The sequence below is a fragment of the Allobosea sp. LC85 genome, assembly GCF_000735605.1.
Lineage (GTDB): Bacteria > Pseudomonadota > Alphaproteobacteria > Rhizobiales > Beijerinckiaceae > Allobosea.
The window spans coordinates 53,782-79,473 of the sequence record NZ_JPKG01000053.1 but is presented as its reverse complement, the minus strand read 5'-3'; the positions used below and the strand labels follow the sequence as shown (position 1 = coordinate 79,473).

The following is a 25,692-nucleotide window of genomic DNA, read 5'->3' as shown; positions in this document are numbered from 1 at the left end:
TCCAGCGCCGCCTGCAGATCGGCTACAACCGCGCCGCCTCGATCATGGAGCGCATGGAGAACGAGGGCATCGTCGGCCCCGCAAACCACGCCGGCAAGCGAGAGATCCTCGTCGAGGCCAGTCGCGCCAGAGAAGACGAGGATTGAGCGGACGGCGGAGAGACGGCCGGCAGGTCCTCAAATTGCCACGCTGCGGTGCAACTCATACGGTGGGTGATGCGTTTACCCGAGGCGGCGGGCCATCTCGCCCGCCTCCAGTCATTGCCAGCATCAGGCAATGACGCGAACATTCAGGCCGATCAGGCCCCAGCATCGGAGCAGCTTTGCTCATGACACGCGTTTCGCCAATGCAGGCTTCGCTCGGCGCCTTTGTCGCGCTCGGGCTCGCCTTTGCGTCTGGCCCGCTCGCGGCCCAGCCGCTTGATCTTCAGGCCAAGCCTGCGGCGCCGGCCGCCAAGCCGGCAGCTCCGCGCGCGATACCACTGCCGCCGATGCGACCGCCGGGCCTTGGCCTGCCGCGGACGACGGAGGCTATCTCCCACCAGGTTGTCACCACCGCTGCCACTGCCGCCGCCGAACAGCCCCGTCTGGCTGCCGCCCCGGCCAAGTCGACCAGCAAGCCGTCCGGCCCGCTCTCGCAGCAGGAGGCTGTCGAGCGTCTCAATGCTTATTTCAATGGCTTCGCGACCTTGCAGGGCGATTTCATCCAGTTCGCCGCTGACGGCCGCCGCTTCGAGGGCAAGCTCTATATCCAGCGCCCGGGCAAGATGCGCTTCGAGTATCGGCCGCCCGTGACCATGGAGGTGATCGCCGATGGCACCTCTGTGGCAATCCGCGACAAGAAGCTCGCGACCCAGGATCTCTATTCGATCGGCCAGACGCCACTGAAGTTCCTCGTCAAGGAGCGCATGGATCTTGCCCGCGACTCGACCATCACCAAGGTCAGCACCAAGGGCGACATTCTGTCGGTCAGCGTCGAGGACCGTTCGACGCTCGGCGGCACGTCGAAGATCACGCTGAACTATGACATGGCGGCCAACGAGCTCAGGCAGTGGGTGGTCATCGATCCCCAGGGCTATGAGACATCGGTCTCGCTCTACAACCTCGACACGCAACGGCGGCCCGATCCGAAGAATTTCGTGATCAACTACGAGCGCATGCTCTGAGCGCGAACTGAACGGCCGGCCCTGCCATCGACACCGGTCGGCACTGCCCGCGGGCTTGTTCCGAGAACGGGGCGGCGGCGACCGCAACCCCGTCGGGCTTCGGTGTGGCTTGCTTTTTCCACTGCCAAGACCCAGTTTCCGGCTCCCTTTCGATCCGGAAACACTGCGTGAATCTGACCGTTACGAGCTGGAACATCAATTCGGTGCGCCTGCGCATCGGCATGGTGACGGAATTCCTGACCACCACCACACCGGACGTACTGTGCCTGCAGGAGACCAAGACTCCTGACGAGCAGTTTCCCGCCAAGGCCTTCGAGAAGATCGGCTATGTCCATCAGGCCTTCATCGGCCAGAAGGGCTATAATGGCGTCGCTATCGTCTCAAGCCTGCCCTTCAGCGAGAAGGACGCGATGGCGATGTGCGGACGCAATGATGCCCGCCATATGACCGTCGTGCTCGACAAGGGAGCTGGCGCCGCCGCAGGCATCGCCATCCATAATTTCTACATCCCGGCCGGAGGCGACATCCCGGATCCGAACCTGAACGACAAGTTCGCCCACAAACTCGCCTTTCTCGACGAACTCGGCGCCTGGGGAATCGCCAAACGACCAACCGACCGGCCGAGCATCCTGCTCGGCGACCTCAATATCGCGCCCTATGAGCACGATGTCTGGAGCCATAAGCAGCTTCTGGACGTGGTCAGTCATACACCTGTCGAAACCACGACGCTTGAGACGCTGCGCTCGGAGCTTGGCTGGACCGATGCCGCGCGCACGCTGCGGCCCGAACCCGAGAAGCTCTATAGCTGGTGGAGCTACCGTGCCGCGGACTGGGCCGCCTCGAACAAGGGCCGCCGGCTCGACCATATCTGGCTCTCTGACGGATTGAAGCCGACCCTGCGCGATCTCACCTTCCTGCGCGAGGCGCGCGGCTGGGAGCGGCCCTCGGACCACGTTCCCGTCACGGTGACATTGGAGCTCTGATCGAGTGCTTCAGCTTCGGTCGATCGCGATCAGTGCATCGCGAACCTGTGACAATTCGCTCATGAAGCCTTGCAGCCGCTCTCCGATCGCTGCCGCGATCGCCTGAGCCGATTGCGGGGATTCCCCGAGCACCCGGCGCATTACGCTGCGCGAGAGCTTCATCAGCTGGGTGGGCTCGCGCGCAACGGCCGTCACCGGCCGCTTGATCGAGGCGAACAGCGCCAGTTCCCCGATCAGCCCGCCTGGACCAACGACCTCGTCGGCTGGTCGGCCGTCATCCTGGCTCATGAGCGCAATCGCACCCGAGACGACGAGATAGGCACCATCAGAGCCGTCGTTGCGCCGGAACAGCACGTCGCCGGCTCGCAGGATGCGGTTCTCGGCGGCAAAGGCCACGAGCCGCAGGGCGTCGTGGTCCATGAGACCCAGCAGCGGCTGTCTGGCCAGGAAGGCGATGTCGTCGTTAAGCGCCATGAAATCTCAAGGATTCAGGCGATAGCCGCCCGCATCCGTCACCAATAGTCGCGCATTGGCGGGATCGGGCTCGATCTTCTGGCGCAGGCGGTAGATATGGGTCTCCAGCGTGTGGGTGGTGACCTGTGAATTATAGCCCCAGACCTCCTGAAGCAGGATCTCGCGGGCAATCGGCTTGCGGCCGGCACGATAGAGAAAGCGCAGGATCGCGGTCTCTTTCTCGGTGAGCTTGGTCTTCGAGCCCTTCTCGCTGACAAGCAGCTTCGAGCCGGGATGGAAGGTATAGGGGCCGACCTGGAAGACGGCATCCTCGCTCGCCTCATACTGCCGCAGATGGGCGCGGATGCGCGCGAGCAGCACTGCGAACTTGAACGGCTTCACCACATAATCATTGGCGCCGGCTTCCAACCCGAGCACGGTATCAGCATCCGAGCCCTGTCCGGTTAGCATGATCACCGGGCTCTTGAAACCGTTGCGGCGCATTGCCTTCACCGCCTCGCGACCGTCCATGTCGGGAAGCCCGACATCCATGACGGCGAGATCGACCCGCTCGGCCTGAACGGCCTTCACGCCGGCGGACGCCGTCGCAGCCGTCGAGATCCGGAACTCGTCATAGAGCGCGAGCTGCTCCGCGAGCGCGTCACGCAACGTCTGGTCGTCGTCAACCAGAAGAATATGATGGACCGCGGGCATGGCAATCATTTGAACGGTTTGCGATTCCGGCACCATGAGCCCGCTGAATCGCGACTGCAAGTCAGGCGGGGTGGAATATCCGTGAGAAAATGTGATCAGGCCGGCGGTGCCGGTCCAGGTGAGCTGCGGCGGGGCCTTATCCGGTTGCGGGTCGTCCGCTCCGTCCATGATCGCCGCAAGGGTTTTCTGATCGCCGGCGGGGCCTGTTTTCCCTGTGCGCTTGGCCGCTCCGGCATCATTGTCGCCAAGCGTGAGGGCGATGGCGGCACCCCCCGCGCCACATTGCCGCTCCGGCGCGTCTTCTACCGCGCCGACCGCTTGCCCCGCCCCCAGACCAGCTTGATCCTGCGCCGAATCTCGCCTCGCGATGCCTGGTGCGACGATAGCGCCGACCGGCGCTATAATCGCCTGATCGACCAGCCGCCCGGCGAAGCCGAGGAGCGGCTCACACGCGAGGACCATCTCTACGATGTCGTCGTCGAAATGGGCTGGAACGACGCCCCGGTGATTCGCGGCCGCGGCAGCGCGATTTTCTGGCATCTGGCCCGGCCTGGCTTCACTCCGACGGCGGGTTGCGTCGCCGTCGAGAGCCATGTCTTTCGAAAGCTGCTGCCACGCCTCGCCCGGCGCTGCGTCATGGAGATCCGGTAGGATCCGCAGCCAGTAGGATCCAAGCCTGGGGCCGACTCGGCACTACCCGCGCGTAGACCCCGGCGTGCGAATAGGGGAGTCCCCCCTACGCTCTGGCCCCAAAGATCGCGCTACCGACACGAACGTGGGTAGCACCGAGCTGGATCGCAGCCTCGTAATCGGCGCTCATTCCCATCGAGAGTCCGCGAAGCCCGTTGCGCAAGGCGATCTTGGCCAGCAGCGCGAAATGCGGCGAAGGCGGCTCATCGGCTGGCGGAATGCACATCAGCCCGTCGATCACCAAACCGTGATCCGTACGGCAGAGCGCGATGAAGGCATCGGCCTCGCTCGGGCCGATGCCACCCTTCTGCGGCTCTTCGCCGGTATTCACCTGCACGAAGAGCTTCGGTGTCCGGCCGGCCCTTGCAATCTCGCGGGCAAGTTCCTTCGCCAGGCTCTCTCGATCGAGAGTATGGATCGCATCGAACAGGGCCACCGCGTCCCGCGCCTTGTTCGACTGCAGCGGGCCGATCATGTGCAGCTCGACATCGGGAAAGCGCTCGCGCAGGCCCGGCCATTTCGCCTTGGCTTCCTGGACGTAGTTCTCACCGAAGACGCGCTGTCCTGCCTCCAGGGCAGGAAGGATCGATTCCTCGGGCATGGTCTTCGAAACGGCGATCAGCGTCACGTCTGCGGGGCGGCGCTCGAAATCACGCGCGGCGCGTGCAATCGCTGCTTGCGTGGCAGCCAGCCGCGTAACCGTATCGTTCATCGTGAAACCCTTCCATCTCGCGCGCGCCGTTGACCGCGTGCGTGCAATGGTGTCCTAGAACATGATGTGGAAAAGCCGGAACCGGTTTTCCGCCCGAATCCCGCTCTAACTGCGGAAACGGCCTTCTGTTTCCTCTGAAAGCGCCCAGCGATTTCGTAGGAAGCTGCCGGCAGGCTCCGCTTATCCAAGAATTGCCCGCGCATCATGGCCGTCGAACGTTACAATCCCAAGGAAGCCGAGCCGAAATGGCGCCAGGTCTGGAATGAGCGCAAGCTCTTCGAGACCCGCAATGACGACACGCGCCCGAGCTATTACGTGCTTGAGATGTTCCCCTATCCGTCGGGGCGCATCCATATGGGCCATGTTCGCAACTATGCGATGGGCGATGTCGTTGCGCGCTACAAGCGGGCCAAGGGCTTTTCGGTCCTCCACCCGATGGGCTGGGATGCGTTCGGCCTCCCGGCCGAGAATGCTGCCAAGGCCAACAAGATCCATCCGCGCGAATGGACCTATGCCAACATCGCGACGATGCGCACGCAGCTGCAGTCGATGGGGCTGTCGCTGGATTGGAGCCGGGAGCTCGCCACCTGCGACCCGAGCTATTATCGCCATCAGCAGAAGATGTTCCTGGACTTCCTCAAGACCGGGCTGGTCGATCGCAAGACCGCCAAGGTCAACTGGGATCCGGTCGACGAGACCGTCCTCGCCAATGAGCAGGTCATTGACGGGCGTGGCTGGCGCTCCGGCGCTCCAGTCGAGATCCGCGAGCTGACCCAATGGTTCTTCAAGATCACCGATTACGGCCAGGAGCTGCATGACGCCCTGGAAGGGCTGACGCGCTGGCCCGAGAAGGTGCGGCTGATGCAGAAGAACTGGATCGGCCGCTCGGAAGGGCTGCTGATTCGTTTCGTGCTCGAATCGAATGCCTTCGGCCAATCCGAGCTGGAGATCTATACGACCCGCCCGGACACGCTGTTCGGCGCAAAGTTCATGGCGATCGCGCCCGATCACCCGCTGGCCAAGGCCGCCGCTGCCAAAAATCCGGAGCTGCAGGCGTTCATCGAGGAGTGCAAGCGCACCGGCACGGCCCAGGAGGCGATCGACAAGGCCGAGAAACTCGGCTTCGATACCGGCCTGCGCGCGGTCCATCCCTTTGATCCGTCATGGACTTTGCCGGTCTATGTCGCGAACTTCATCCTGATGGAATATGGCACCGGTGCGATTTTCGGTTGCCCGGCGCATGACCAGCGCGACCTCGACTTCGTCAACAAATACGGGCTCGGCAACACCCCGGTCGTCTGCCCCGAGGGCGTCGATCCCCAGAGCTTCGTCATCACGGACACGGCCTATGGCGAGGATGGCCGCATGATCAATTCGCGTTTCCTGGATGGCATGACCATTCCGGAAGCGAAAGAAGAGGTCGCCCGCCGGCTGGAGAGCGAAACACGCGGCAATCAACCTGTCGGCACGCGCAAGGTGAACTTCCGCCTGCGCGATTGGGGCATCTCGCGCCAGCGCTACTGGGGCTGTCCGATCCCGATCATCCACTGTGCCGATTGCGGCACCGTGCCGGTCCCGGATGCCGACCTGCCGGTCAAGCTGCCGGACGACGTCTCCTTCGAGAAGCCCGGCAACCCGCTCGACCATCACCCGAGCTGGAAACATGTCGCCTGCCCCAATTGCGGCAAGCCGGCCCGGCGCGAAACCGACACGATGGATACCTTCGTCGATTCCTCGTGGTATTTTGCCCGTTTCACCGATCCCTGGCGCACCGAAAGCCCAACGGATCGTAGGGTCGTCGACCGCTTCCTGCCCGTCGACCAGTATATCGGCGGCGTCGAGCACGCGATCCTGCACCTGCTCTATTCGCGCTTCTTCACCCGCGCCATGAAGGCAACCGGCCATGCCGGGCTGGACGAGCCCTTCGCCGGCCTCTTCACCCAGGGCATGGTGGTGCATGAGACCTATCGGGCCGAGGATGGCTCCTGGGTCGAGCCCGGCGATGTCCGCATCGAGGCCAATGGCAGCGAGCGGCGCGGTTTCCATGTCGAAACCGGAGCACCGATCGAGATCGGCTCCATCGAGAAGATGTCGAAGTCGAAGAAGAATGTGGTCGACCCCGACGACATCATCGCCTCCTATGGCGCCGACACCGCGCGCTGGTTCATGCTTTCGGACTCGCCGCCTGATCGCGATGTGATCTGGACCGATGAAGGCGTTCAGGGCGCAGCCCGCTTCGTGCAACGCCTGTGGCGGCTGATCGGCGAGATCGCCGAGCGGACCGGCAATGCCGTGGGTGCAACCGCGGATTTCGGCGAAGCGGCCCTTACCTTGCGTAAGGCCAGCCATCGCGCCCTACACGCCGTCGGTGCCGATATCGAGCGCCTCGGCTTCAACCGGTGCGTCGCTCATATCTATACGTTGACCAACGCCATCGCGAAGGCGCTCGACGGAGCCGCCGAGGAAGCCGCGCTTTCTGCCGATATGGCCTTTGCGCTGCATGAGGCCGCCACCATCGTAACGCAGCTCGTCGCGCCGATGATGCCGCATCTCGCCGAGGAGTGCTGGCATGCGCTCGGCCAGCCCGGCCTCGTTGGCGAGGCCTCCTGGCCGGTCGCTGATGCCGAACTGCTCCGTGACGACAGCGTCACCCTGCCGGTTCAGATCAACGGCAAGAAGCGGGCAGAGGTGACCGTGCCAGCCGATGCGGATACGGTCTCCGTCGAAGCCATCGTTCGGTCATCCCAGGCCGTCATCAAGGCCCTGGACGATCGCCCGATCCGGAAGATCATCGTGGTGCCGGGGAGAATTGTGAATGTCGTCGTCTGATTCGCATACCCGCCGCCTCATGCTGGCCGCCGTACTCGGTGCAGCCGCGCTTGCTGGCGGCTGCCTGCGCCCGCTCTATGCCGAGAACACCACCAGCACCGTTGGCGGCAGCGTCAAGACGGCACTCAGGAATGTCGAAATCGGCGAGATCAAGGGCCTCGTCGGACATTACCTGCGTAACGAACTCGTCTTCGAACTCGATGGCGGCGGAGGCGGAGAGGCCACCGGTCCGAAGCGCCTGAAACTGCAGGCCTCGATCGACGAATCGATCGAAGTCGTGACCGTCGACTACGCCAGCGGCCGCGCCGACTCGGCCGTTCTCGTCGCGACAGCCACATGGTCAGTCGTCCGAGAAGGCACTGGAGAGGTCGTGTCCTCCGGCAGAACCGTGACCCGGGCGCCCTATGAACGCTCGCAGCAACGTTTTTCCACGGTGCGCGCTGCACGAGATGCCCAGATCCGTGCCGGCAAGTCGCTGGCGACGCTGATCCGCGGGCAGATTGCTGCCGATCTCGTCGCCGGCTGAGCCGGACGACAGGCAAATGGTCGCCATCAAGGCCCATGAGGCCGACCGGGCCCTGACCAAACTGGACCCGGCCTGGCGCCTCATCCTGATCTATGGCCCGGATTCCGGCCTGGTTTCCGAGCGGGCGACAGCGCTCGCCCGCGCCAGCGTCGACGATATCAACGACGCCTTCCAGCTGATCCGCATGGATGGCGACGATGTCGCCGCCGATCCGCTCAAGCTGGTCGACGAAGCCAACACGATCGGCCTCTTTGGCGGACGCCGTGCCATTCGGGTGTCTCCGACATCGAAGCTGTTGCTCGCGGCGGTCGAGCCGCTGTTGTCGACGCCATCACAGGACGCGATCGTCATCGTCGAAGCGGGCGATCTTCAGCGCGCCAATCCCCTGCGCCAGGCCTGTGAGAAGGCCCGCACGGCCCTCGCCGTGCCCTGCTATGGCGATGCTGCGCGCGATCTTGGCAGCATCATCGACGAAATGGTCCGCGCCGCCGGCAAGTCCATCGACCGCACGACGCGTGAGCAGCTGACCGGGCTTCTGGGCGGTGATCGCCAGACATCTCGCCGCGAGATCGAGAAGCTTCTGCTCTATGTTGGCGAAGATCCGGCGATCACCGAAGCGCATATCGAGGCGGTTGTTGGCGACACGGCTCAGCGCGAGCAGGCTGCGCTTGTCGATGCGGTCTTCTCCGGCCGTCTGGCGGTGCTCGATCTGGCGCTCTCAAAGCTGTCCAGTGAGGGCCTCGATCCCGGTGTGATGCTTGGCGGCCTGCTGCGCCATGCTCTGACGCTGCTGAAAGCCCGTCAGAGCGTCGATGGCGGCCGTAGCGCCCGGGATGCGGTTTCCGCCATGCGGTTGCCCTTTCCCCGCATGGCGGCCGCTGAAGCGGCGATAAACGCCTGGTCCGTGCAGAAACTCACCGAAGCGGTCGGCATCCTGGGAACTGCGACGCTCGCCGTCAGGCGCGATGGCGAACTCGCCCGTCCGACCGCTGCGCGCACGCTCTGGACCCTCGCCCGGCTGGCACAAAGCGGCGGGCGAGGGTCCTAGCGATTGAGCGCAGAGGGCCCGATCAGGCCTTCAGGCGCCGGCACAACGCGTCGAGTTGATCAAGCGTCTTGTAGCCGATCTTCATGTCGCCCCCGCCGCTGGGGCGGTGCTGGATCGACACCGAAAGCCCCAGAACCTCCTCGAGCGCCTTTTCCAACGCACGGGTGTCCGGATCCTTTTCAGGTTTCGGCTTGCCAGGGGCGCTCTTGCTCTCGCCCCGCGTCTCTTCCTGCACCAGTCGTTCGATATCGCGGACGCTGAGGCCTTCGTCGACGATCTTGCGGGCCATCAGCTCCGGCTCCGCGACCGAGAGCAAGGCGCGCGCGTGCCCGGCCGAAACGGCGCCCTCGGCCACCATCCGTCGGACAGGCTCCGGCAATTTTGAAAGGCGCAACGTGTTGGCGACATGGCTTCGGCTCTTGCCGATGACACGGGCCAGATCGTTCTGGGTATAGCTGAACTCGGCGATCAGGCGCTCGTACCCGGCGGCTTCTTCGATCGCGTTCAGGTCGCTGCGTTGGACGTTCTCGACGATGGCGATTTCCAGCGCCTCGCGGTCGTCGGCCTCGACCTGGATGACAGGAACCTCATGCAGGCCGGCGCGCTGCGCGGCGCGCCAACGTCGCTCGCCGGCGATGATCTCATAGGCGTCAGCCATGCCCTTGAGCGGCCGCACGATGATCGGCTGCAGGATCCCGCGCTCGCGGACGGAAGCCGTCAGATCCTCGAGTTCGTCATCCGCAAAACTGCGCCGCGGGTTGCGCGCACTCGGCCGCAGGAACTCGACCGGAACCCGACGCTGGCCCCTGGCACGCTCGAGAGCTCCGATCTCGTCGCCGACATCTCCAATCAGAGCGGCGAGACCCCGGCCAAGACGTGAACGTCCCTGTTCCTCGGCCATAATTCAACCTCTTGATACTAAATACGAAATGATTTCAGGCAGCGGCGCGCAGCGCACGCTCCCGCCTGATGACTTCGGATGCCAGCCGCAAATAGGCCTGCGAGCCGGCGCAGCGGAGATCGTAGAGCAAGGCGGGCTTGCCATAGGACGGGGCTTCCGAAACCCGGACATTACGCGGGATCACGGTCTCATAGACCTTGTCGCCCAAGAACTCGCGGACATCGGCCATGACCTGGCCGGAGAGATTGTTGCGCGGGTCGAACATGGTCAGAACCACGCCCTGAATGATCAGGCGCGGATTGAGACCGTTTCGAACCTGTTCGACCGTCTTGAGCAGCTGGCTGAGGCCTTCCAGCGCGAAGAACTCGCATTGCAGCGGCACAAGCACCGCGTCGGCTGCAGTCATCGCATTGATCGTGATCAAGCTCAGCGAAGGCGGGCAGTCGATCAGGATATAGGTCAGCTCGGAACAGCGCTGATCGTCGGAAATCTCGTCGATCGCCTTCTTGAGACGCTGGGTGCGATCCTTGGCGCTGGCGATCTCGAGTTCGACACCAAGCAGGTCGAGCGTCGACGGCGCAATGAACAAACCGGGTACAGCGGTCTCCTGCAGCGCCTGGCCAAGGCCGATATCGCCGCAAAGCACATCATAGGTCGAGGATTGCCGGCTCTTCCGGTCAACGCCGAGGCCGGTCGAGGCATTCCCTTGCGGATCGAGATCAATGATCAGCACCTTCTCACCGATCGCGGCGAGAGCTGTGCCCAGATTGATGGCCGTCGTCGTCTTGCCGACGCCGCCCTTCTGATTGGCAAGCACCAGCACCCGTGGCCGGCGCGGAGGAAGACTAATGGGAGTCAGATCGGTCATGAATCGGCCCGCTGCTCGGCCTCGCGAATCAACAGAATGCGAGCTGCCGGATCTGTCACGGAGACAACTGTCGAGGCCTGAATCTTCCAATATTTAGACGCTTCGGTCAATTCAGCATCTAGATATTGTCCCTTGGGAAAGAGCCCAAGTGTCCCGGTTCTCAACAACTCCTTGCACCACCCTAGCAGAATCGGGAGCGGGGCGAGCGCCCGAGCCGTCACGACATCGACTTTTTCTGTGAACTCCCCAACGATATCCTCGATCCGCGAGGCATGAACCGTCACAGGCGCACCGGTCACCCGGGCCGCATGGCGCAGAAAGGCACATTTGCGCGCATTGCTCTCGACCAAGTGGATCCGTCCTTGCCCCTGCTCGGCGAGGCAGATCCCGATCACAAGGCCGGGAAATCCACCGCCTGAGCCGAGATCGAGCCAAGTCCTGGCGTCGGGCGCCAGCGCGAAGAGCTGGAGCGAATCAGCAATGTGCCGGGTCCAGACGTCCGATAGCGTTGCCGAAGAGACCAGGTTCTTCGCATTTTGCCATTTGACCAGCTCTGCGACCAGCAGCGCGAGCCGCTCCTGTGTTTCACGTGAAACAGGAGTCAAGCGCAGAGCGCGGGCGCGGTCGTCGTTGTCAACAGCCACGACTCAAGCCGCCGTCTGCGTCGCGCGGCCGCGATCTCGGCGGGCATGGGCTGCCAGCAAGGTCAGTGCAGCGGGAGTCATGCCTTCAATCCGTGATGCCTGCGCGAGATTCGCCGGGCGCTGCTGCAATAGCTTTGCCTTCAACTCATTCGAGAGGCCGGAGATGCCATCAAGATCGAGATCGGCCGGGACCGCCAGAGCTTGATCTCGCTGATAGGCACCGATCTCGGCAGCCTGCCGGTCGAGATAGACAGCGTAGGTTGCATCCGCCGCCACCCGCGACGCAACGGAGACAGGATAGGTGCCGAGCTCGGGCCAGATCACTGCTAGCTGCTCAAAGCTGATATCTGGATAGGACAGGAGTTGATAGGCGCTGCGGCGCACCCCGTCGCGGTTCAATTGCAGGCCGACCTGGTCGGCCTGCTGCGGTGTCAGCCAAAGAGATTTCAGACGCTCACGCAAGCCGTCGATCTGCTCGGCCTTGGACCGGAACCGGCGCTCCCGCTCGCCTCCGACCAGGCCAAGCTCGATACCCAGCGGGGTCAACCGCTCGTCGGCGTTATCGACACGCAGCGACAGCCTGAACTCGGCGCGCGAGGTGAACATGCGATAGGGCTCGGTCACGCCGCGCGTAACGAGGTCATCAACCAGCACACCGATATAGGAGGTGGTCCGATCCATCGCGACCGGTTCTGCGCCACCGGCGCGCCGCGCTGCATTGAGACCCGCAAAGAGCCCCTGGGCAGCCGCCTCCTCATAACCGGTCGTTCCGTTGATCTGGCCAGCCAGAAACAGACCGCCGATCGCGCGCGTCTCCAGCGTGTTCGTCAAGGCGCGCGGATCGACGAAATCATATTCGATCGCATAACCAGGACGCAGCATGGCTGCATCTTCGAGCCCGGGAATCGTCTTCAGCAAGCCAAGCTGCACGTCTTCCGGCAGTGAGGTCGAGATACCATTGGGATAGACGGTGGGGTCATCGAGCCCCTCCGGCTCCAGAAAGATCTGGTGACCATCGCGATCCCCGAAGCGGCCAACCTTATCCTCGATGGACGGGCAATAGCGCGGCCCCCGGCCTTCGATCTGACCGGAAAACATCGGCGCCCGATGGAGGTTGGCCCGGATCAGTTCATGCGAAGCAAGCGTCGTGCGGGTAATTCCGCAGGAAATCTGCGGTGTGGTGATCGCATCGGTCAGCGCAGAGAACGGCTCCGGCGGCTCGTCGCCGGCCTGCATCTCCAGTTCGGACCAGGCGATCGTACGCCCGTCCAGACGTGGCGGCGTGCCCGTCTTGAGGCGGCCAAGCGGAAACGCATGACGCTCCAGCGTAGCCGACAGGCCAAGTGAAGGGGCTTCCCCCACGCGCCCTGCCGGAATTGTCTTCTCGCCGATATGGATCAATCCACGCAGGAACGTGCCTGTTGTCAGGACAACCGTTCCGCAGGCGAATCGACGGCCGTCGGACAGGACAACAGCTCGAACCGTGCCATTCGCTATATCGAGATCAAAGGCCTCGCCCACAACGATCTCGAGATGACCGAGTTCGGCGAGCAGGTCCTGAACCGTGCTCCGATAAAGCTTGCGGTCGGCCTGTGCGCGCGGGCCGCGAACGGCCGGGCCCTTGCGGCGATTCAACATCCGAAACTGAATGCCGGCACGGTCGGCCGCCCGAGCCATGATGCCATCGAGCGCATCGATCTCGCGCACCAGATGGCCTTTGCCCAACCCGCCAATAGCAGGATTGCAGGACATCACGCCGATGGTCTCACGCTGATGCGTGAGCAGGGCCGTGCGGGCGCCGAGACGCGCCGCAGCGGCGGCAGCTTCGGCGCCGGCATGGCCGCCGCCTACGACGATGACGTCATAGCGATCAGTGGCAATGGAATGGGACATGCGCATGTCGCTAGCCAACACCGTGCCAAGGGTCAAGATTCTTGTGATCTCGCGGCCCAAGGTTTCACGTGAAACGCCCGCGCAGCCGGTTGAGTGGCTACTTTCCGATGCAAAAGCCAGCAAACAGCCGGTCCAGCACATCCTCGACGTCGATCCGCCCCACCAGCCGTTCGAGAGCCCGCACGGCAATCCTGATATCTTCGGCCAGCAACTCGACCTGGCCATGCCCCGAAGCCGTCACCCGCTGCAGCGCTTCCACTGCATCCGTAACCGCAACGCGCTGGCGCTCGCGGGTCAACAGTGCGGGCTCGGGATTGCTCAGCGCACCGAGCCGCTCGGAGATATTCCTCAAGAGCGCGTCGAGTCCGACGCCGCTTTGCACGGACACGGCCAGCTCCCCGACGCCGGTTTGGCCGGGCAGGTCGCACTTGGTGGCAACCATCAGATCCTGCGGGTCAAGAGTCGTTCGGTTCGGGGGCGAATCGACTGCGCGAAGCCTCAGCACGAGATCCGCCTTCTCGGCCAGAGCCGTCGCCCGGCGGACACCTTCTGCTTCGATCGGATCGACGCTATCGCGTAAGCCCGCCGTATCGATCAGCGTCACCGGGAAACCGGCAAGATCGAGCCTGACTTCAATCATATCGCGGGTCGTACCAGGCTGTGGCGAGACGATTGCCACGTCACGGCGGGCGAGGGCGTTCAGCAGGCTCGATTTGCCCGCATTAGGCGGTCCCGCCAGCACGACGACAAAACCCTCGCGAACCCGCTCGCCCATCCGAAACGATCCCAGGGCATCGCACAGGCTCGCCAGCACTTCTGTGACCGCGGCAATCGCGTCCTCGACCAGCGCCCCGGAAACATCGCCTTCATCCGAGAAATCGATCTCGGCCTCCAACAAGGACATCGCACCGACCAACTGGTCTCGCCATAGCGCGGCAGCATGACCAAGCGCCCCCTCCATCTGCCGCAGGGCTTGTCGCCGTTGCCATTCCGTCTCCGAATCGATCAGGTCTGCCAGACCCTCGACGGCTGCCAGATCGAGCTTGCCCGCCTCAAAGGCTCGCCGGGTGAATTCGCCCGCTTCCGCCAGCCGAAGCCCCGGCAGACCTGTCAGAGCCGAGAGCAGGGCGGCCATCACGGCACGCGAACCATGGATATGGAACTCGGCGACATCCTCACCAGTAAAGCTCGCCGGCCCCGGAAAGAACAGGACCAGGGCCGAATCGATCACCTCGCGGGAGACCGGATGGCGCAGATGCCGAAGCACTGCGCGCCTCGGGCTGGGGATAATGCCGGAAATTGTTTCGAGGGCGAATCGAACTTGAGGCCCCGATACCCGCAGGACGGCCACCCCGGCCCGACCATTGGCCGACGATAGCGCCACAATCGTGGGGTAATCCTGTCCTGTCGTCATAGGCTGCCATATCTTTCCGTTGCGACGCTGATCGGCCCGGGAGACCCGTCGATGAATCGTCTAGGAGCCGCCGCCAGCCCCTATCTCCTGCAGCATAAGGACAACCCCGTCCATTGGTGGGAATGGAGCGAGGAAGCCTTTGCCGAAGCGAGGTCAAGCGGGCGCCCAGTCCTGCTTTCGGTCGGCTATGCCGCCTGCCACTGGTGCCATGTCATGGCCCATGAGAGCTTCGAGGACCGCGCAACCGCGGCGCTGATGAACGCGCTCTTCGTCAACATCAAGGTCGACCGGGAAGAGCGACCCGATATCGATCACGTCTACATGAATGCGCTGCACAGCCTGGGCGAGCAGGGGGGCTGGCCCCTGACCATGTTCCTCATGGCCGACGGTCAGCCCTTCTGGGGCGGCACCTATTTTCCACCGATAGCGCAATATGGGCGCCCGTCCTTCAGCCAGGTGCTGCAGCAGATCGCGGCCATCCACGCGCAGGAACCTGAGCGGATCGCGCGGAATGCCTCTGCGATCAACGCTGCGCTCCAGCAAGGTGAGGCTGCAGCCAGCTCGGAAACCCGATACGAACCGGACCTCGACCAGATCGCCAGCCAGATCGCCCAATCCTTCGATCCGCATCATGGCGGGCTGCGCGGCGCACCAAAGTTCCCCAACCCCGGCCTGACCGAGCTGCTCTGGCGTCAAGGCAGCCGCACGCGGAACGCGACCACACTCCTGCCGGCGAGCCGCACCCTGGAACGCATGGCGCGTGGCGGCATTCACGATCATCTCGGCGGCGGCTTTGCCCGATACGCGGTCGACGAGCGCTGGCTCGTGCCGCATTTCGAGAAGATGCTTTATGACAATGCCCAGCTGCTCGAGCTCTATGCGCTTGAAGCGAAGCGCAGCGGCGATCCGCTGGCGCACAGTGCGGCCCAGGGCATCGTCGCCTGGCTTGAGCGGGACATGCTGCTGCAGGAGGACGCTTTCGCTTCCAGCCTCGATGCCGATTCCGAAGGGGTCGAAGGCAAGTTCTATGTCTGGACGGCCCAGGAGCTGGCCAGCCATCTCACACCAGCGGACGCGGAACTCTTTGCCCGTCATTATGACGTCACTGCCCATGGCAACTGGGAAGAGGTCACGATCCTCAACCGGCTCGACACGCCCGATCCCGATCCGGCATCCGAGCAGCAACTCGCCCGCATTCGGCGGGATCTCCTGGCCTTGCGTGCTCGCCGCGTTCCTCCGGCCCGCGACGACAAGATCCTGGCCGACTGGAATGGGCTGATGATCGCGGCGCTCGTGCGTGCCTCCGGCCTGCTCGACGAACCCGCCTGGCTGGTCCTTGCCCGACGAGCCTACCATTTCGTCACCGAATCAATGAAGGATGGCGATGGTCTTGCTCACTCCTATCGCGCAGGCCGGCTGATCGCCCCGGGCTTTGCGCTCGATCACGCGGCGATGATCGATGCGGCCCTGGCATTGCACGACGCCACATCGGAACAGCATTTCCTCGACGACGCCCTGCGCTGGTCGACCCATCTCTCGCGGTATTACCGCCACGCCGATACGGGTCTACTTGGTATGACCCGGCGTGATAGCGCCGCCCTGCCGGTCGTACCGAGGCCGACTCATGATGACGCAGTCCCGAACGCCAATGGCGTGCATGCAGGGAACCTGCTGCGCCTGGCGGCCAAGACAGGAGCGCCGGCCGACAGAACCCATGCCGAGCAGTTTCTCATGGCAGCATTGGCCGCTGCCGAGCGCGCGCCCATGGCCCATGGCTCCGTGCTCAACGCCTTTGATCTGGCACGGCATGGCGTCGAGATCGTCCTGGCCGGACCAGAACGCGCGCGCCTTCGCCAGGCCGCGCTGGCATTGCCCTTTACGACAACGATGATCGTCGACTGCCCGGATGCCAGCGCTCTGCCAGCGGATCACCCCGCCGCTTCCATGGCGCGTTTTGCAGGCAGCGGCACCGCCTTTATCTGCTTCGCCGGGCGTTGCCTGCCCCCCGTCACGGATCCGAATCAATTGCAGGATGCCGTTGCTGCGGGGCGGTGACCCTGCGGCCCAAGCAAGAAAGGCGGGTTCGGCATCACTGCCGACCCGCCTCGCTTAGCTCATTGGGCTCCGACGCCACCAGCTCGTACCGGCGCGGCGATTCCCGATCTGATCAGGTGTTCATCGAATCGAAGAACTCGGAGTTCTGCTTGGTCTGCCGCAGCTTGTCGATCAGGAACTCGATCGCGTCCTGCGGTCCCATCGGATTCAGGATGCGGCGCAGCACATAGGTCTTCTGCAGCACGTCCTTCGGTGTGATCAGCTCTTCCTTGCGGGTGCCCGACTTGAGGATGTCGATCGCCGGGAAGATGCGCTTGTCGGCCACCTTCCGGTCGAGCACGATTTCCGAGTTACCGGTGCCCTTGAACTCTTCGAAGATGACCTCGTCCATGCGGCTGCCGGTATCGATCAGCGCGGTCGCAACGATGGTCAGCGAGCCGCCTTCCTCGATATTGCGCGCCGCGCCGAAGAAGCGCTTCGGCCGCTGCAGGGCGTTGGCATCGACACCACCGGTCAGCACCTTGCCGGAAGAGGGAACGACGGTGTTGTAGGCACGGCCCAGGCGCGTGATCGAATCGAGCAGGATCACGACGTCACGGCCATGCTCCACCAGGCGCTTGGCCTTCTCGATGACCATCTCCGCAACCTGGACGTGGCGCGTTGCCGGCTCGTCGAAGGTCGAGGACACGACCTCACCCTTGACCGAACGCTGCATGTCGGTGACTTCCTCGGGCCGCTCGTCGATCAGCAGCACGATCAGATAGCACTCGGGATGATTGTTGGTGATCGACTGCGCGATGTTCTGCAGCAGTACCGTCTTGCCGGTACGCGGCGGCGCCACGATCAGGGCGCGCTGACCCTTGCCGACCGGAGCGACGATGTCGATCACGCGGGGCGAGAAATCCTTCTTGGTCGGATCCTGGACTTCCAGCCGCAGACGCTCGTCCGGATAAAGCGGCGTCAGGTTGTCGAAATGGATCTTGTGCCGGATCTTCTCCGGGTCCTCGAAATTGATCGTGTTGACCTTGAGCAGCGCAAAATAGCGCTCGCCATCCTTGGGTCCACGGATCGGCCCTTCGACCGTATCACCCGTGCGCAGGCCGAACTTGCGGATCTGCGAAGGCGAAACGTAGATGTCGTCGGGGCCCGGCAAATAGTTCGAGTCGGAGGAGCGCAGGAAGCCGAAACCGTCCTGCAGCACCTCGACCACGCCCTCGCCGAGAATCTCGGTTTCCTTGGCGGCCAACTGCTTCAGGATCGCGAACATCAGCTCCTGCTTGCGCATCGTGCTGGCGTTCTCGACCTCCATGCCTTCGGCGAAGGTAAGAAGCTCGGTCGGCGATTTGACCTTGAGTTCGTGAAGCTTGATTTCCCGCATGGGGCACCCGGATCGTAATGCCCCCACGCGAATGGCGGAGGTCAGGGACTCAGTGGAGGGCTCGACAGGGCCTGGGAGGACCAGTGCGCAGGGGATGCGCACCATGAGCGTCTGCACCAGCAGCCAGCTCACGAACCATCGACAACAGGGAGGACGCAAAAAGTCGCGTAGCGCTTGATAGCCGGTTTCCGGTGGACTCTCAAGCCGGAAACGTCGGCGTCGTTTAGAACGGCTTGACGATGACCAGGATCACGATACCGACCATCAGCAGCGCCGGCACTTCGTTGATGATCCGGTAGTAGCGCGCCGACTTGTCGTTGCGATCTTCGGCGAAGGCCCTGACCCGTCCGACCAGGATGCCATGGATGCCGGAGAGGATGACCACGAGCAGGATCTTGCCGTGCAGCCAGCCACCCTTGAAACCGTAGATCGCCCAGGCAAGGTACAGGCCCAGAACCCAGGTCAGGATCATCGCCGGGTTGATGATGCCCTTGAGCAGCCGGCGCTCCATGATCTTGAAGGTCTCGGACTGCACCGAGCCGGTCTGCGCCTCTGCGTGATAAACCATCAGCCGCGGCAAATAGAGCATGCCGGCCATCCAGGAGATGACCGCCACCACGTGAAAAGCCTTGATCCACTCGATCAGCATCAGCGCATCCTCATCATGACCTGACGGCCGCAACCAAGCGCTCGACATGAGCGATCGGCGTATCCGGCAGGATGCCATGCCCGAGATTGAAGACGAACGGACCCCCGCCGAAGGACGTCCGGATCTCCTCGACCTCCCGCTCCAGTTCGGCACCACCTGCCCGGAGAAGTAGCGGGTCAAGGTGACCCTGAATCGGCGCAAGCGACTGGATCTGAGTCCGCGCAAACTCGCGATCGATATCCGTCTCGAGCCCGACGGCATCTACGCCGGTCGCTTTGACATAGCTCGGGATCAAACGGCCGGCGCCCCGGGGAAAGCCGATGATCTTTGCCTTGGGATGGCGCGCCCGCACCCCATCGACGATCCGCCTGGTCGGCGCAATGCACCAGCGCTCGAAATCGGCCTCGCCAAGCGAGCCCGCCCAGCTGTCGAAAATCTGCACCGCGTCAACACCGCCCTCGATCTGAGCGTTGAGATGAGCGATGGACGCCGTCACGATCCGGTCGATCAGCCGGGCGAACAGTTCCGGATCACGGGTGAAGAGTTCCTTGGCCGGACCCTGATCCGGCGTGCCCCGCCCGGCCACCATATAGGTCGCTACGGTCCAAGGCGCCCCGCAGAAGCCGATGAAGCCCGTCTTGCCGGGCAGGGCAGCCTTGACCTTGCCAACCGTTTCGTAGACCGGCGCCAGCACGTCCTGGTCGATCTCCTCATGGATCTCGCCAAGCCTCTTTGCATCACCCACTGGCTCCAGCCGTGGGCCTTCTCCCTGGACGAACCAGAGCTTCTGGCCGAGCGCATGCGGCACGACGAGGATGTCGCAGAACAGGATCGCTGCGTCGAAACCGAAACGGCGGATTGGCTGAAGGGTCACTTCGGTGGCGAAGGCCGGATTGTAGCAGAGCTCGAGAAAGCCACCCGCCTTGGCACGGACCTCGCGGTATTCCGGCAGATAGCGTCCGGCCTGGCGCATCAGCCAGATTGGCGGCGTCGCCATCACCTCGCCTGAAAGGCTCCGCAGGAAAACCGGATCGTCGTTAGCCATGCCCACTCCGGTCAGCCGTTCAGGCCTAATTCTTAAAAGAATCTTAGAGAGAGATTCTTTTGTTTTGACTCTTGGTCAGGGGCAAATAGCCCGGCCCAACTTTGTCCACAACCGGTCCACAGGGCGAGCCGATGTCGCAGGCCGGAATCGCCCGGGGGGCGGGGCGCCTTAACTGATTAGTAAGAAATCGGAATCAGCGCCGGGGCCGCCGATCGTTAAAATGATTCACGTGAAACATCGCTCCACGTGTCCCCAGGGGCCAGCCTGTTGATGGAAAGAGGGACTTATACAGTCGCGGCTCCGGGCTCCGCTCGGATGTACGGTTGTCCACAGCAGTCCCCATGACCAGCGTGACCCCTCATCGCGGTCAGCGCTGGGGGTCCTGGTCCAGGACGACAATTTGCATTGCCGATATGGCGCGCTAGAGGTTGCAACTTCGTTAAGCTCCGGGAGCCCACGTGGCGCGCAACTATTTTCATTTGCATCTGGTGTCTGATGCCACCGGCGAGACCCTGATCGCGGTCAGCCGGGCCGCCGCCGCCCAATATGAATCGGTTTCGGCGATCGAGCATGTCTATCCGCTGGTGCGCTCGGAGGCTCAGCTCGCCCGCGTTCTGGCGGAGATCGAATCCTCGCCAGGAGTCGTGCTCTACACGCTCGTCGAAGCGGAATGGGCGGAGCGGCTCGAGAAATTCTGCCAGGAGCTCGGCTGTCCCTGCCTGTCCGTGCTGAACCCGGTGCTGTCGTTGTTCCAGTCTTATCTCGGCCAGGCGGGGTCGCCGCGGCCAGGCGCGCAGCATGTGCTCAATGCCGAATATTTCCGCCGCATCGACGCGATGAACTACACGCTGATGCATGATGATGGGCAGCTCGGGGGCGATCTGGAAAGCGCTGACATCATCTTGGTCGGCATCAGCCGCACCTCGAAGACGCCGACCAGCATCTATCTCGCCAACCGGGGTATCAAGACCGCCAATGTGCCGCTGGTGCCTAATGTAGCTTTGCCGGCCGAGCTTGAGCGGCTGAGAAAGCCCTTGATCGTCGGGTTGGTCGCCAGCGCCGAGCGCATCGTGCAGATTCGGCAAAACCGGCTGCTCTCGATGAAGGCGGATGACGAGACGCCCTATGTCGACCCCACCGCCGTGGCCGATGAGATTGCGCAGTCGCGCAAGCTCTGCGCCCGTAGGGGCTGGCCGGTGATCGATGTCACCCGGCGCTCGATCGAGGAGACGGCGGCAGCCATCCTCGACCTGCTGCGCGACCATCGCATGAAGTTCATCGCGACATGACGAAGAGCCCCTCTCTCTGGCGTGCAGCGGAGCCTCTGCTGCTTGCCTCCGGCAGTGCGACCCGGGCCGGGATGCTGCGCGCTGCCGGGATTCCGGTCGACACCCTGAAGCCCGATATTGACGAGCGAGCCGCCGAAGCGCCCCTGCTCACGCAGGGTGTCGAAGGCGAGGCGATTGCAGCTGCGCTCGCCTGCGCAAAGGCGCTGCATGTCTCGGTGATGAAGCCTGGCCGCTTCGTGCTGGGCGCCGACCAGACGCTGACCTGCGAGGGTCAGATTTTTCACAAGCCCGAGAATTTCGCTGGCGCCGCCGCGCAGATCGCAACCCTGGCTGGGCGTACGCATGAGCTCCACTCCGCCTTTGTGCTGGCACGCGACGGCGAGATCCTCGCTGAAGGCGGACAGACCGCACGGCTGACGATGCGGCGACTGGAGCTGGAATTCATCGCAACCTATGTCGAGCTCGCTGGTCCGGCGGTCCTGACCAGCGTTGGCGGCTACCAGCTCGAGGGCCTTGGTTCCCAGCTCTTCGCTGCGATCGAGGGCGACCATTTCACCATCCTCGGCCTCCCGCTCCTTGCCGTACTCGAAACCCTGCGCGAGCAGGGTGCTCTCATCGATTGATCCGGACACCTGAATTCCATGACCCGTCGCTGCTTCGTCATCGGTCACCCGATCGCCCATTCGCGCTCGCCGCTCATTCACGGCAGCTGGATCGCCGAGCATGGGCTCGATGGATCCTATGAACGCATCGATGTCGCACCGGCCGCGCTCCCGTCGTTCATTGCCCGGGTCCGAACCGGAGAATTCGTGGGCGGCAACGTCACGGTTCCGCACAAGGAGGCGTCACTGCTCCTGGTCGATGATCTCAGCCCCGTCGCCCGGGCGATGGGCGCGGTGAATACGATCTGGCGTGAAGATGGGCGCCTGATCGGTGACAACACCGATGCTGCCGGCTTCCTCGCCCATCTTGATGGCAGTGTACCCTGCTGGAGCGAGCGGGTCGCAACGGCTCTCATTCTTGGCTCGGGCGGCGCAGCGCGGGCCATCGGCTTTGCACTGAAGGGGCATGGCCTCGAGCGGATCATCCTCGTCAACCGCAGCGCGGACCGAGCCACGGAACTTGCCCGCGCACTCGGAGGGCCGGTCGAGGCGCAGGACTGGTCAAAGCGTCATGAGCTGGTCGGAGCGGCCGATCTGATCATCAACACGACGGCGCTTGGCATGAACGGCAAGCCGCCGCTCGATCTCGATCTCAGCAGGCTCCGCCCCGGCACGATCGTTGACGACATCGTCTACGTGCCGTTGCGGACGCCTCTGCTCGAAGAGGCCGAGCGTCGTGGCGGTGTTCCGGTCGATGGCCTCGGCATGCTGTTGCACCAGGCCGTGCCGGGTTTTGCGCGCTGGTTCGGTGTGACCCCGAAGGTCACACCGGCGCTGCGGGCCCGGCTCGAAGCCGATATCCTGGGCGCCTGATTCGCTGGGTGCCGCATGACCTTCATCCTGGGACTGACCGGCTCGATCGGCATGGGAAAGTCGACCACCTCGGAGATGTTCCGGGCCCGCGGCGTGCCTGTCCATGATGCCGATGCCACCGTCCATGTGCTCTACCGGGGCAGGGCGGTCGCACCGATCGCGGCAGCCTTTCCGGAGGCTGTGGTGAACGGGACCGTCGATCGTGCCCGACTCTCATCCATGGTCGTGGGCAAGCCGGAAGCGTTGCGCGCGCTCGAAGCAATCATCCACCCGCTGGTGCGGGAGGAGGAGATCGTCTTCATCAAGAACTGCATGGTAGCAGGGCGCGATATTGCCGTCCTCGATGTGCCGCTCCTGCTAGAGGTTGGAGGCGGCAATCGCTGTGACGCGGTCGTCGTGATCACGGCATCGGTCGAGGTGCAGCGCGCCCGCGTGCTGGCGCGTCCGGACATGACGGCGGAGAAGCTGGACGCGATCCTTGCGCGCCAGATGCCCGACGCGGAGAAGCGCCGGCGCGCGCACTTCCTTGTGGACACCTCGCATGGCTTGCTGGTGGCACAGAGACAGGTCCGCTCTATCCTCCAGGCACTGGCTGGCCGTCCTGGCCGGACCCGGCAAGAAGAGGCGTCCTGGCATGCGTGAGATCGTCCTCGATACCGAGACGACCGGCGTTGAAGCCAATGGTGGCGATCGCGTCGTCGAAATCGGCTGCGTCGAACTGGTCAATCACTGCCCATCGGGCCGCACCTTCCATCAATACATCAACCCCGAGCGGACGATGTCGGAAGGCGCCTTCAAGGTCCACGGACTGTCCGACGCCTTCCTGGCGGACAAGCCCGTTTTCGCGGCCGTTGCCGAGGAGTTTGCAGCGTTCATCGATGGCGCGCGGCTCGTCATCCACAATGCGGCCTTCGACGTCGGCTTCCTGAACATGGAGATGAAGCGCGTCGGCCGGGGCCCGATCGAGCCTTCCCTGGTCGTCGATACGCTGGCGATGGCGCGGCGCAAGCACCCTGGAGCCTCGAACAGTCTCGATGCGCTTTGCCAGCGCTATGGCATCGACAATACGAGGCGCACCCAGCACGGCGCGCTGCTCGATTCCGAGATTCTCGCCGAGGTCTATATCGAGCTGATCGGCGGCAAACAGGCTGATCTCGGACTTGGCGTGGTCACCGCTGCCGGTCTTGGCAACGGTCTCGCCGATCTTTCAGAGCGGCCGCAGCGCCAGCGCCCGCTCGCGCCCCGCCTCGACGAGGCGGCAATCGCGGCTCACGAGAGCTTCATTCTGACCCTCAAGACACCGCTCTGGAGCGGCTATCTCGATCTGGCCAAGGAGAGCTGAGCCGCTTGGGCGGCTCAGCTTCGGGCTGGCTAGAGCATCGGACCGAAAAGTGGAATCCGGTTTTCGGAAAAATCCGATGCTCAAACAAAGAGCTAGATCGCCGCTTCTGCGTCCGAACGGACGCACGGCGATCTAGCCGCGGCGGCGATTGGCGCGCCGCGACATCATGTTGAGGCCTTCGATCAGTGCCGAGAAGGCCATGGCAGCGTAGATGTAGCCCTTCGGGATATGGGCGCCGAAACCCTCGCCGATCAGCGTGCCGCCGATCATCAGCAGGAAGCCGAGCGCCAGCATCACGATCGTCGGATTCTTCTCGATGAACTTCGCCAGCGGGTCGGCGGCAAGCAGCATCACCAGTACGGCGACGATCACCGCAATCATCATCACCGGCACATGCTCGGTCATGCCGACGGCCGTGATGATGCTGTCGATCGAGAAGACGAGATCAAGCAGCAGGATCTGGAAGATCGCGGCGCCGAAGGTCACGGTTGCCGCGCGGCCGCCGTCGAACACATCGGGCCCGTGATTGACGTCGACCTTGTGATGGATCTCGGTCGTTGCCTTCCAGACCAGGAAGAGGCCGCCGGCGATCAGGATGAAATCGCGCCAGGAGAAGGCCTTGCCGAAGAGCGAGAGGATCGGCTCCGTCAATTGCACGATGAAGGCGACGGTGCCGAGCAGGGCAAGCCGCATGAACAGCGCGAGCCCGATGCCGATCTTGCGGCCGAGCGAGCGTTGTTCCTCAGGCAGCTTGTTGGTCAGGATCGAGATGAAGATCAGATTGTCGATGCCGAGGACAACCTCCATGGCGATCAGTGCCCCGAGAGCCGCCCAGACGGCGGGGTCGGCAGCAAGCGTCATCAGATGGTCCATCGGGTCTCCATATAACAAAATGCGGACGCCGGATTGGCGCCCGCTTCAATGAATGTCGGAGATGGAGGTCGCCCTGCCGATGCGCAAGGCATGGCGAAATGCGCGCGATTATTGATTGAAATGCAAGAAAGGGCCCGTGAGGGCCCTTTCGATGTGGTCGGCTTCAGAGGCGGCAGGCTCGCTCAGGCGTTGGGCGCCTGCTGCTGCTGGGCCTGAAGCTCCTGCATGCGCTGCTGATAGAGCATCGCAAAATCGATCTGCGGAACATAGAAGGGCGGGAAGCCGCCGGTCTGGACCGCCTCCGCGATGATCTGCCGGGCGAACGGGAACAGCAGCCGTGCACAGTCGATCACCAGAACGGGGTGAATATGCTCCTGCGGGATGTTCTGCAGCCGGAACACGCCGGCATAGCTGAGATCGAACGCAAACAGCGTCTCGTTGTTCAGGACCGCCTTGCCCTCGAGCTGGAGCACGGTCTCGTAATCGGTCTCTGACAGCGCGGTGGTCGAGACATTGACCTGCAGGGACATCTGCGGGCCCTGTTCGTTCTGCTGGCCGAGCGCGCGGGGCGCTTTCGGATTCTCGAAGGAGAAGTCCTTGGTGTACTGGATCAGGGCATTCATGCTCGGCTGAGCGTTCGCCTCGCTCGCGCCGTTGCCGTTGGGGATGTCGTTGGCCATCGGTCCCATCATCGTCTGGCAGGCTTTAATCGGGAAATCCCACGCCTTGCCGGCGCCCGGGACTGC

26 protein-coding genes are annotated in these 25,692 nt (G+C 63.6%); 13 read left to right on the top strand and 13 right to left on the bottom strand.

Annotation, left to right across the window (positions count from 1 at the left end):
• The first annotated feature begins 11 nt into the window (after positions 1–11).
• The 3 genes from FG93_RS33890 to xth all read left to right on the top strand — a co-directional run bounded on the left by FG93_RS33890 (position 12) and on the right by xth (position 2,148).
• Positions 12–146: a DNA translocase FtsK gene (locus FG93_RS33890; RefSeq protein WP_280114157.1), complete on the top strand. Its 135-nt coding sequence runs from the start codon at positions 12–14 to the stop codon at positions 144–146.
• A 182-nt stretch (positions 147–328) separates the two neighbouring features.
• On the top strand, positions 329–1,165 hold the full coding sequence (locus tag FG93_RS23435) for an outer-membrane lipoprotein carrier protein LolA (protein ID WP_081881773.1): 837 nt from the start codon (positions 329–331) through the stop codon (positions 1,163–1,165).
• Between the two features lie 167 nt (positions 1,166–1,332).
• Positions 1,333–2,148: an exodeoxyribonuclease III gene (gene xth / locus FG93_RS23430; RefSeq protein WP_043239154.1), complete on the top strand. Its 816-nt coding sequence runs from the start codon at positions 1,333–1,335 to the stop codon at positions 2,146–2,148.
• 9 nt (positions 2,149–2,157) lie between these two features.
• On the opposite strand, the gene FG93_RS23425 is transcribed toward xth, so the two are convergent.
• Complete coding sequence (locus tag FG93_RS23425) at positions 2,158–2,622, bottom strand: cyclic nucleotide-binding domain-containing protein (RefSeq protein ID WP_043239152.1); 465 nt, start codon at positions 2,620–2,622, stop codon at positions 2,158–2,160.
• 6 nt (positions 2,623–2,628) lie between these two features.
• Complete coding sequence (locus FG93_RS23420; protein WP_043239204.1) at positions 2,629–3,315, bottom strand: response regulator transcription factor; 687 nt, start codon at positions 3,313–3,315, stop codon at positions 2,629–2,631.
• Positions 3,316–3,396: 81 nt separating this feature from the next.
• Here FG93_RS23420 and FG93_RS23415 point away from each other — a divergent pair, with 81 nt between their 5' ends.
• Positions 3,397–3,966, top strand: a complete 570-nt coding sequence (locus FG93_RS23415; RefSeq protein WP_244448707.1) for a L,D-transpeptidase — start codon at positions 3,397–3,399, stop codon at positions 3,964–3,966.
• A gap of 85 nt (positions 3,967–4,051) precedes the next feature.
• On the opposite strand, the gene FG93_RS23410 is transcribed toward FG93_RS23415, so the two are convergent.
• Positions 4,052–4,717 carry a YggS family pyridoxal phosphate-dependent enzyme gene (locus tag FG93_RS23410; protein ID WP_043239150.1) on the bottom strand — a complete coding sequence of 222 codons (666 nt, stop codon included), beginning with the start codon at positions 4,715–4,717 and terminating at the stop codon, positions 4,052–4,054.
• Positions 4,718–4,921: 204 nt separating this feature from the next.
• On the opposite strand from FG93_RS23410, the gene leuS reads away from it, so the two are divergent.
• From leuS to holA, 3 genes are read left to right on the top strand one after another with little or no spacing between them, the layout of a single operon-like run.
• A complete protein-coding gene (gene leuS / locus FG93_RS23405; protein ID WP_043239149.1) occupies positions 4,922–7,546 on the top strand; it encodes a leucine--tRNA ligase in 2,625 nt (874 codons plus the stop codon).
• Entirely contained in the window at positions 7,533–8,072 is a 540-nt protein-coding gene (gene lptE / locus FG93_RS23400; protein ID WP_052514095.1) for an LPS assembly lipoprotein LptE, read from the top strand. Before leuS ends, lptE begins: the two co-directional genes overlap by 14 nt.
• 16 nt (positions 8,073–8,088) lie before the next feature.
• The gene (gene holA / locus FG93_RS23395; RefSeq protein WP_043239147.1) at positions 8,089–9,120 is read left to right on the top strand and encodes a DNA polymerase III subunit delta; all 1,032 of its coding nucleotides are present in this window, start codon (positions 8,089–8,091) and stop codon (positions 9,118–9,120) included.
• A 22-nt stretch (positions 9,121–9,142) separates the two neighbouring features.
• Here the strand turns inward: holA and FG93_RS23390 are convergent, their stop codons facing one another.
• The 5 genes from FG93_RS23390 to mnmE all read right to left on the bottom strand — a co-directional run bounded on the left by FG93_RS23390 (position 9,143) and on the right by mnmE (position 14,840).
• Entirely contained in the window at positions 9,143–10,021 is an 879-nt protein-coding gene (locus FG93_RS23390; protein WP_043239145.1) for a ParB/RepB/Spo0J family partition protein, read from the bottom strand.
• A 34-nt stretch (positions 10,022–10,055) separates the two neighbouring features.
• Positions 10,056–10,889, bottom strand: a complete 834-nt coding sequence (locus tag FG93_RS23385) for a ParA family protein (protein ID WP_043239143.1) — start codon at positions 10,887–10,889, stop codon at positions 10,056–10,058.
• Positions 10,886–11,533, bottom strand: a complete 648-nt coding sequence (gene rsmG / locus FG93_RS23380; RefSeq protein WP_043239141.1) for a 16S rRNA (guanine(527)-N(7))-methyltransferase RsmG — start codon at positions 11,531–11,533, stop codon at positions 10,886–10,888. Before rsmG ends, FG93_RS23385 begins: the two co-directional genes overlap by 4 nt.
• A gap of 3 nt (positions 11,534–11,536) precedes the next feature.
• Entirely contained in the window at positions 11,537–13,426 is a 1,890-nt protein-coding gene (mnmG, locus tag FG93_RS23375; RefSeq protein ID WP_043239199.1) for a tRNA uridine-5-carboxymethylaminomethyl(34) synthesis enzyme MnmG, read from the bottom strand.
• Positions 13,427–13,523: 97 nt separating this feature from the next.
• On the bottom strand, positions 13,524–14,840 hold the full coding sequence (mnmE, locus tag FG93_RS23370; RefSeq protein WP_043239138.1) for a tRNA uridine-5-carboxymethylaminomethyl(34) synthesis GTPase MnmE: 1,317 nt from the start codon (positions 14,838–14,840) through the stop codon (positions 13,524–13,526).
• Positions 14,841–14,891: 51 nt separating this feature from the next.
• On the opposite strand from mnmE, the gene FG93_RS23365 reads away from it, so the two are divergent.
• Positions 14,892–16,895, top strand: coding sequence for a thioredoxin domain-containing protein (locus tag FG93_RS23365; RefSeq protein ID WP_043239136.1), 2,004 nt, complete (start codon positions 14,892–14,894; stop codon positions 16,893–16,895).
• A gap of 112 nt (positions 16,896–17,007) precedes the next feature.
• Here the strand turns inward: FG93_RS23365 and rho are convergent, their stop codons facing one another.
• From rho to hemE, 3 genes are all read right to left on the bottom strand, one after another.
• A complete protein-coding gene (rho, locus tag FG93_RS23360; protein ID WP_043239134.1) occupies positions 17,008–18,273 on the bottom strand; it encodes a transcription termination factor Rho in 1,266 nt (421 codons plus the stop codon).
• A gap of 223 nt (positions 18,274–18,496) precedes the next feature.
• On the bottom strand, positions 18,497–18,922 hold the full coding sequence (gene hemJ, locus FG93_RS23355) for a protoporphyrinogen oxidase HemJ (RefSeq protein WP_043239196.1): 426 nt from the start codon (positions 18,920–18,922) through the stop codon (positions 18,497–18,499).
• 13 nt (positions 18,923–18,935) lie between these two features.
• Positions 18,936–19,967, bottom strand: coding sequence for a uroporphyrinogen decarboxylase (gene hemE / locus FG93_RS23350; protein WP_043239132.1), 1,032 nt, complete (start codon positions 19,965–19,967; stop codon positions 18,936–18,938).
• Between the two features lie 458 nt (positions 19,968–20,425).
• On the opposite strand from hemE, the gene FG93_RS23345 reads away from it, so the two are divergent.
• From FG93_RS23345 to dnaQ, 5 genes are read left to right on the top strand one after another with little or no spacing between them, the layout of a single operon-like run.
• Positions 20,426–21,256: a pyruvate, water dikinase regulatory protein gene (locus FG93_RS23345; RefSeq protein WP_043239129.1), complete on the top strand. Its 831-nt coding sequence runs from the start codon at positions 20,426–20,428 to the stop codon at positions 21,254–21,256.
• On the top strand, positions 21,253–21,879 hold the full coding sequence (locus FG93_RS23340) for a Maf family protein (RefSeq protein WP_043239126.1): 627 nt from the start codon (positions 21,253–21,255) through the stop codon (positions 21,877–21,879). The genes FG93_RS23345 and FG93_RS23340 overlap by 4 nt, the downstream gene beginning before the upstream one ends.
• A gap of 18 nt (positions 21,880–21,897) precedes the next feature.
• On the top strand, positions 21,898–22,731 hold the full coding sequence (locus tag FG93_RS23335; protein WP_043239124.1) for a shikimate dehydrogenase: 834 nt from the start codon (positions 21,898–21,900) through the stop codon (positions 22,729–22,731).
• A 15-nt stretch (positions 22,732–22,746) separates the two neighbouring features.
• Positions 22,747–23,373 (top strand): dephospho-CoA kinase, encoded by a 627-nt coding sequence (coaE, locus tag FG93_RS23330; RefSeq protein ID WP_043239122.1) that lies wholly within the window; start codon positions 22,747–22,749, stop codon positions 23,371–23,373.
• Positions 23,366–24,073, top strand: a complete 708-nt coding sequence (gene dnaQ / locus FG93_RS23325) for a DNA polymerase III subunit epsilon (RefSeq protein WP_043239120.1) — start codon at positions 23,366–23,368, stop codon at positions 24,071–24,073. The genes coaE and dnaQ overlap by 8 nt, the downstream gene beginning before the upstream one ends.
• A gap of 132 nt (positions 24,074–24,205) precedes the next feature.
• On the opposite strand, the gene FG93_RS23320 is transcribed toward dnaQ, so the two are convergent.
• Both FG93_RS23320 and secB read right to left on the bottom strand, forming a co-directional pair.
• Positions 24,206–24,946: a TerC family protein gene (locus tag FG93_RS23320; protein WP_043239118.1), complete on the bottom strand. Its 741-nt coding sequence runs from the start codon at positions 24,944–24,946 to the stop codon at positions 24,206–24,208.
• A gap of 182 nt (positions 24,947–25,128) precedes the next feature.
• Positions 25,129–25,626, bottom strand: coding sequence for a protein-export chaperone SecB (secB, locus tag FG93_RS23315; RefSeq protein WP_043239116.1), 498 nt, complete (start codon positions 25,624–25,626; stop codon positions 25,129–25,131).
• Positions 25,627–25,692: the final 66 nt, after the last annotated feature.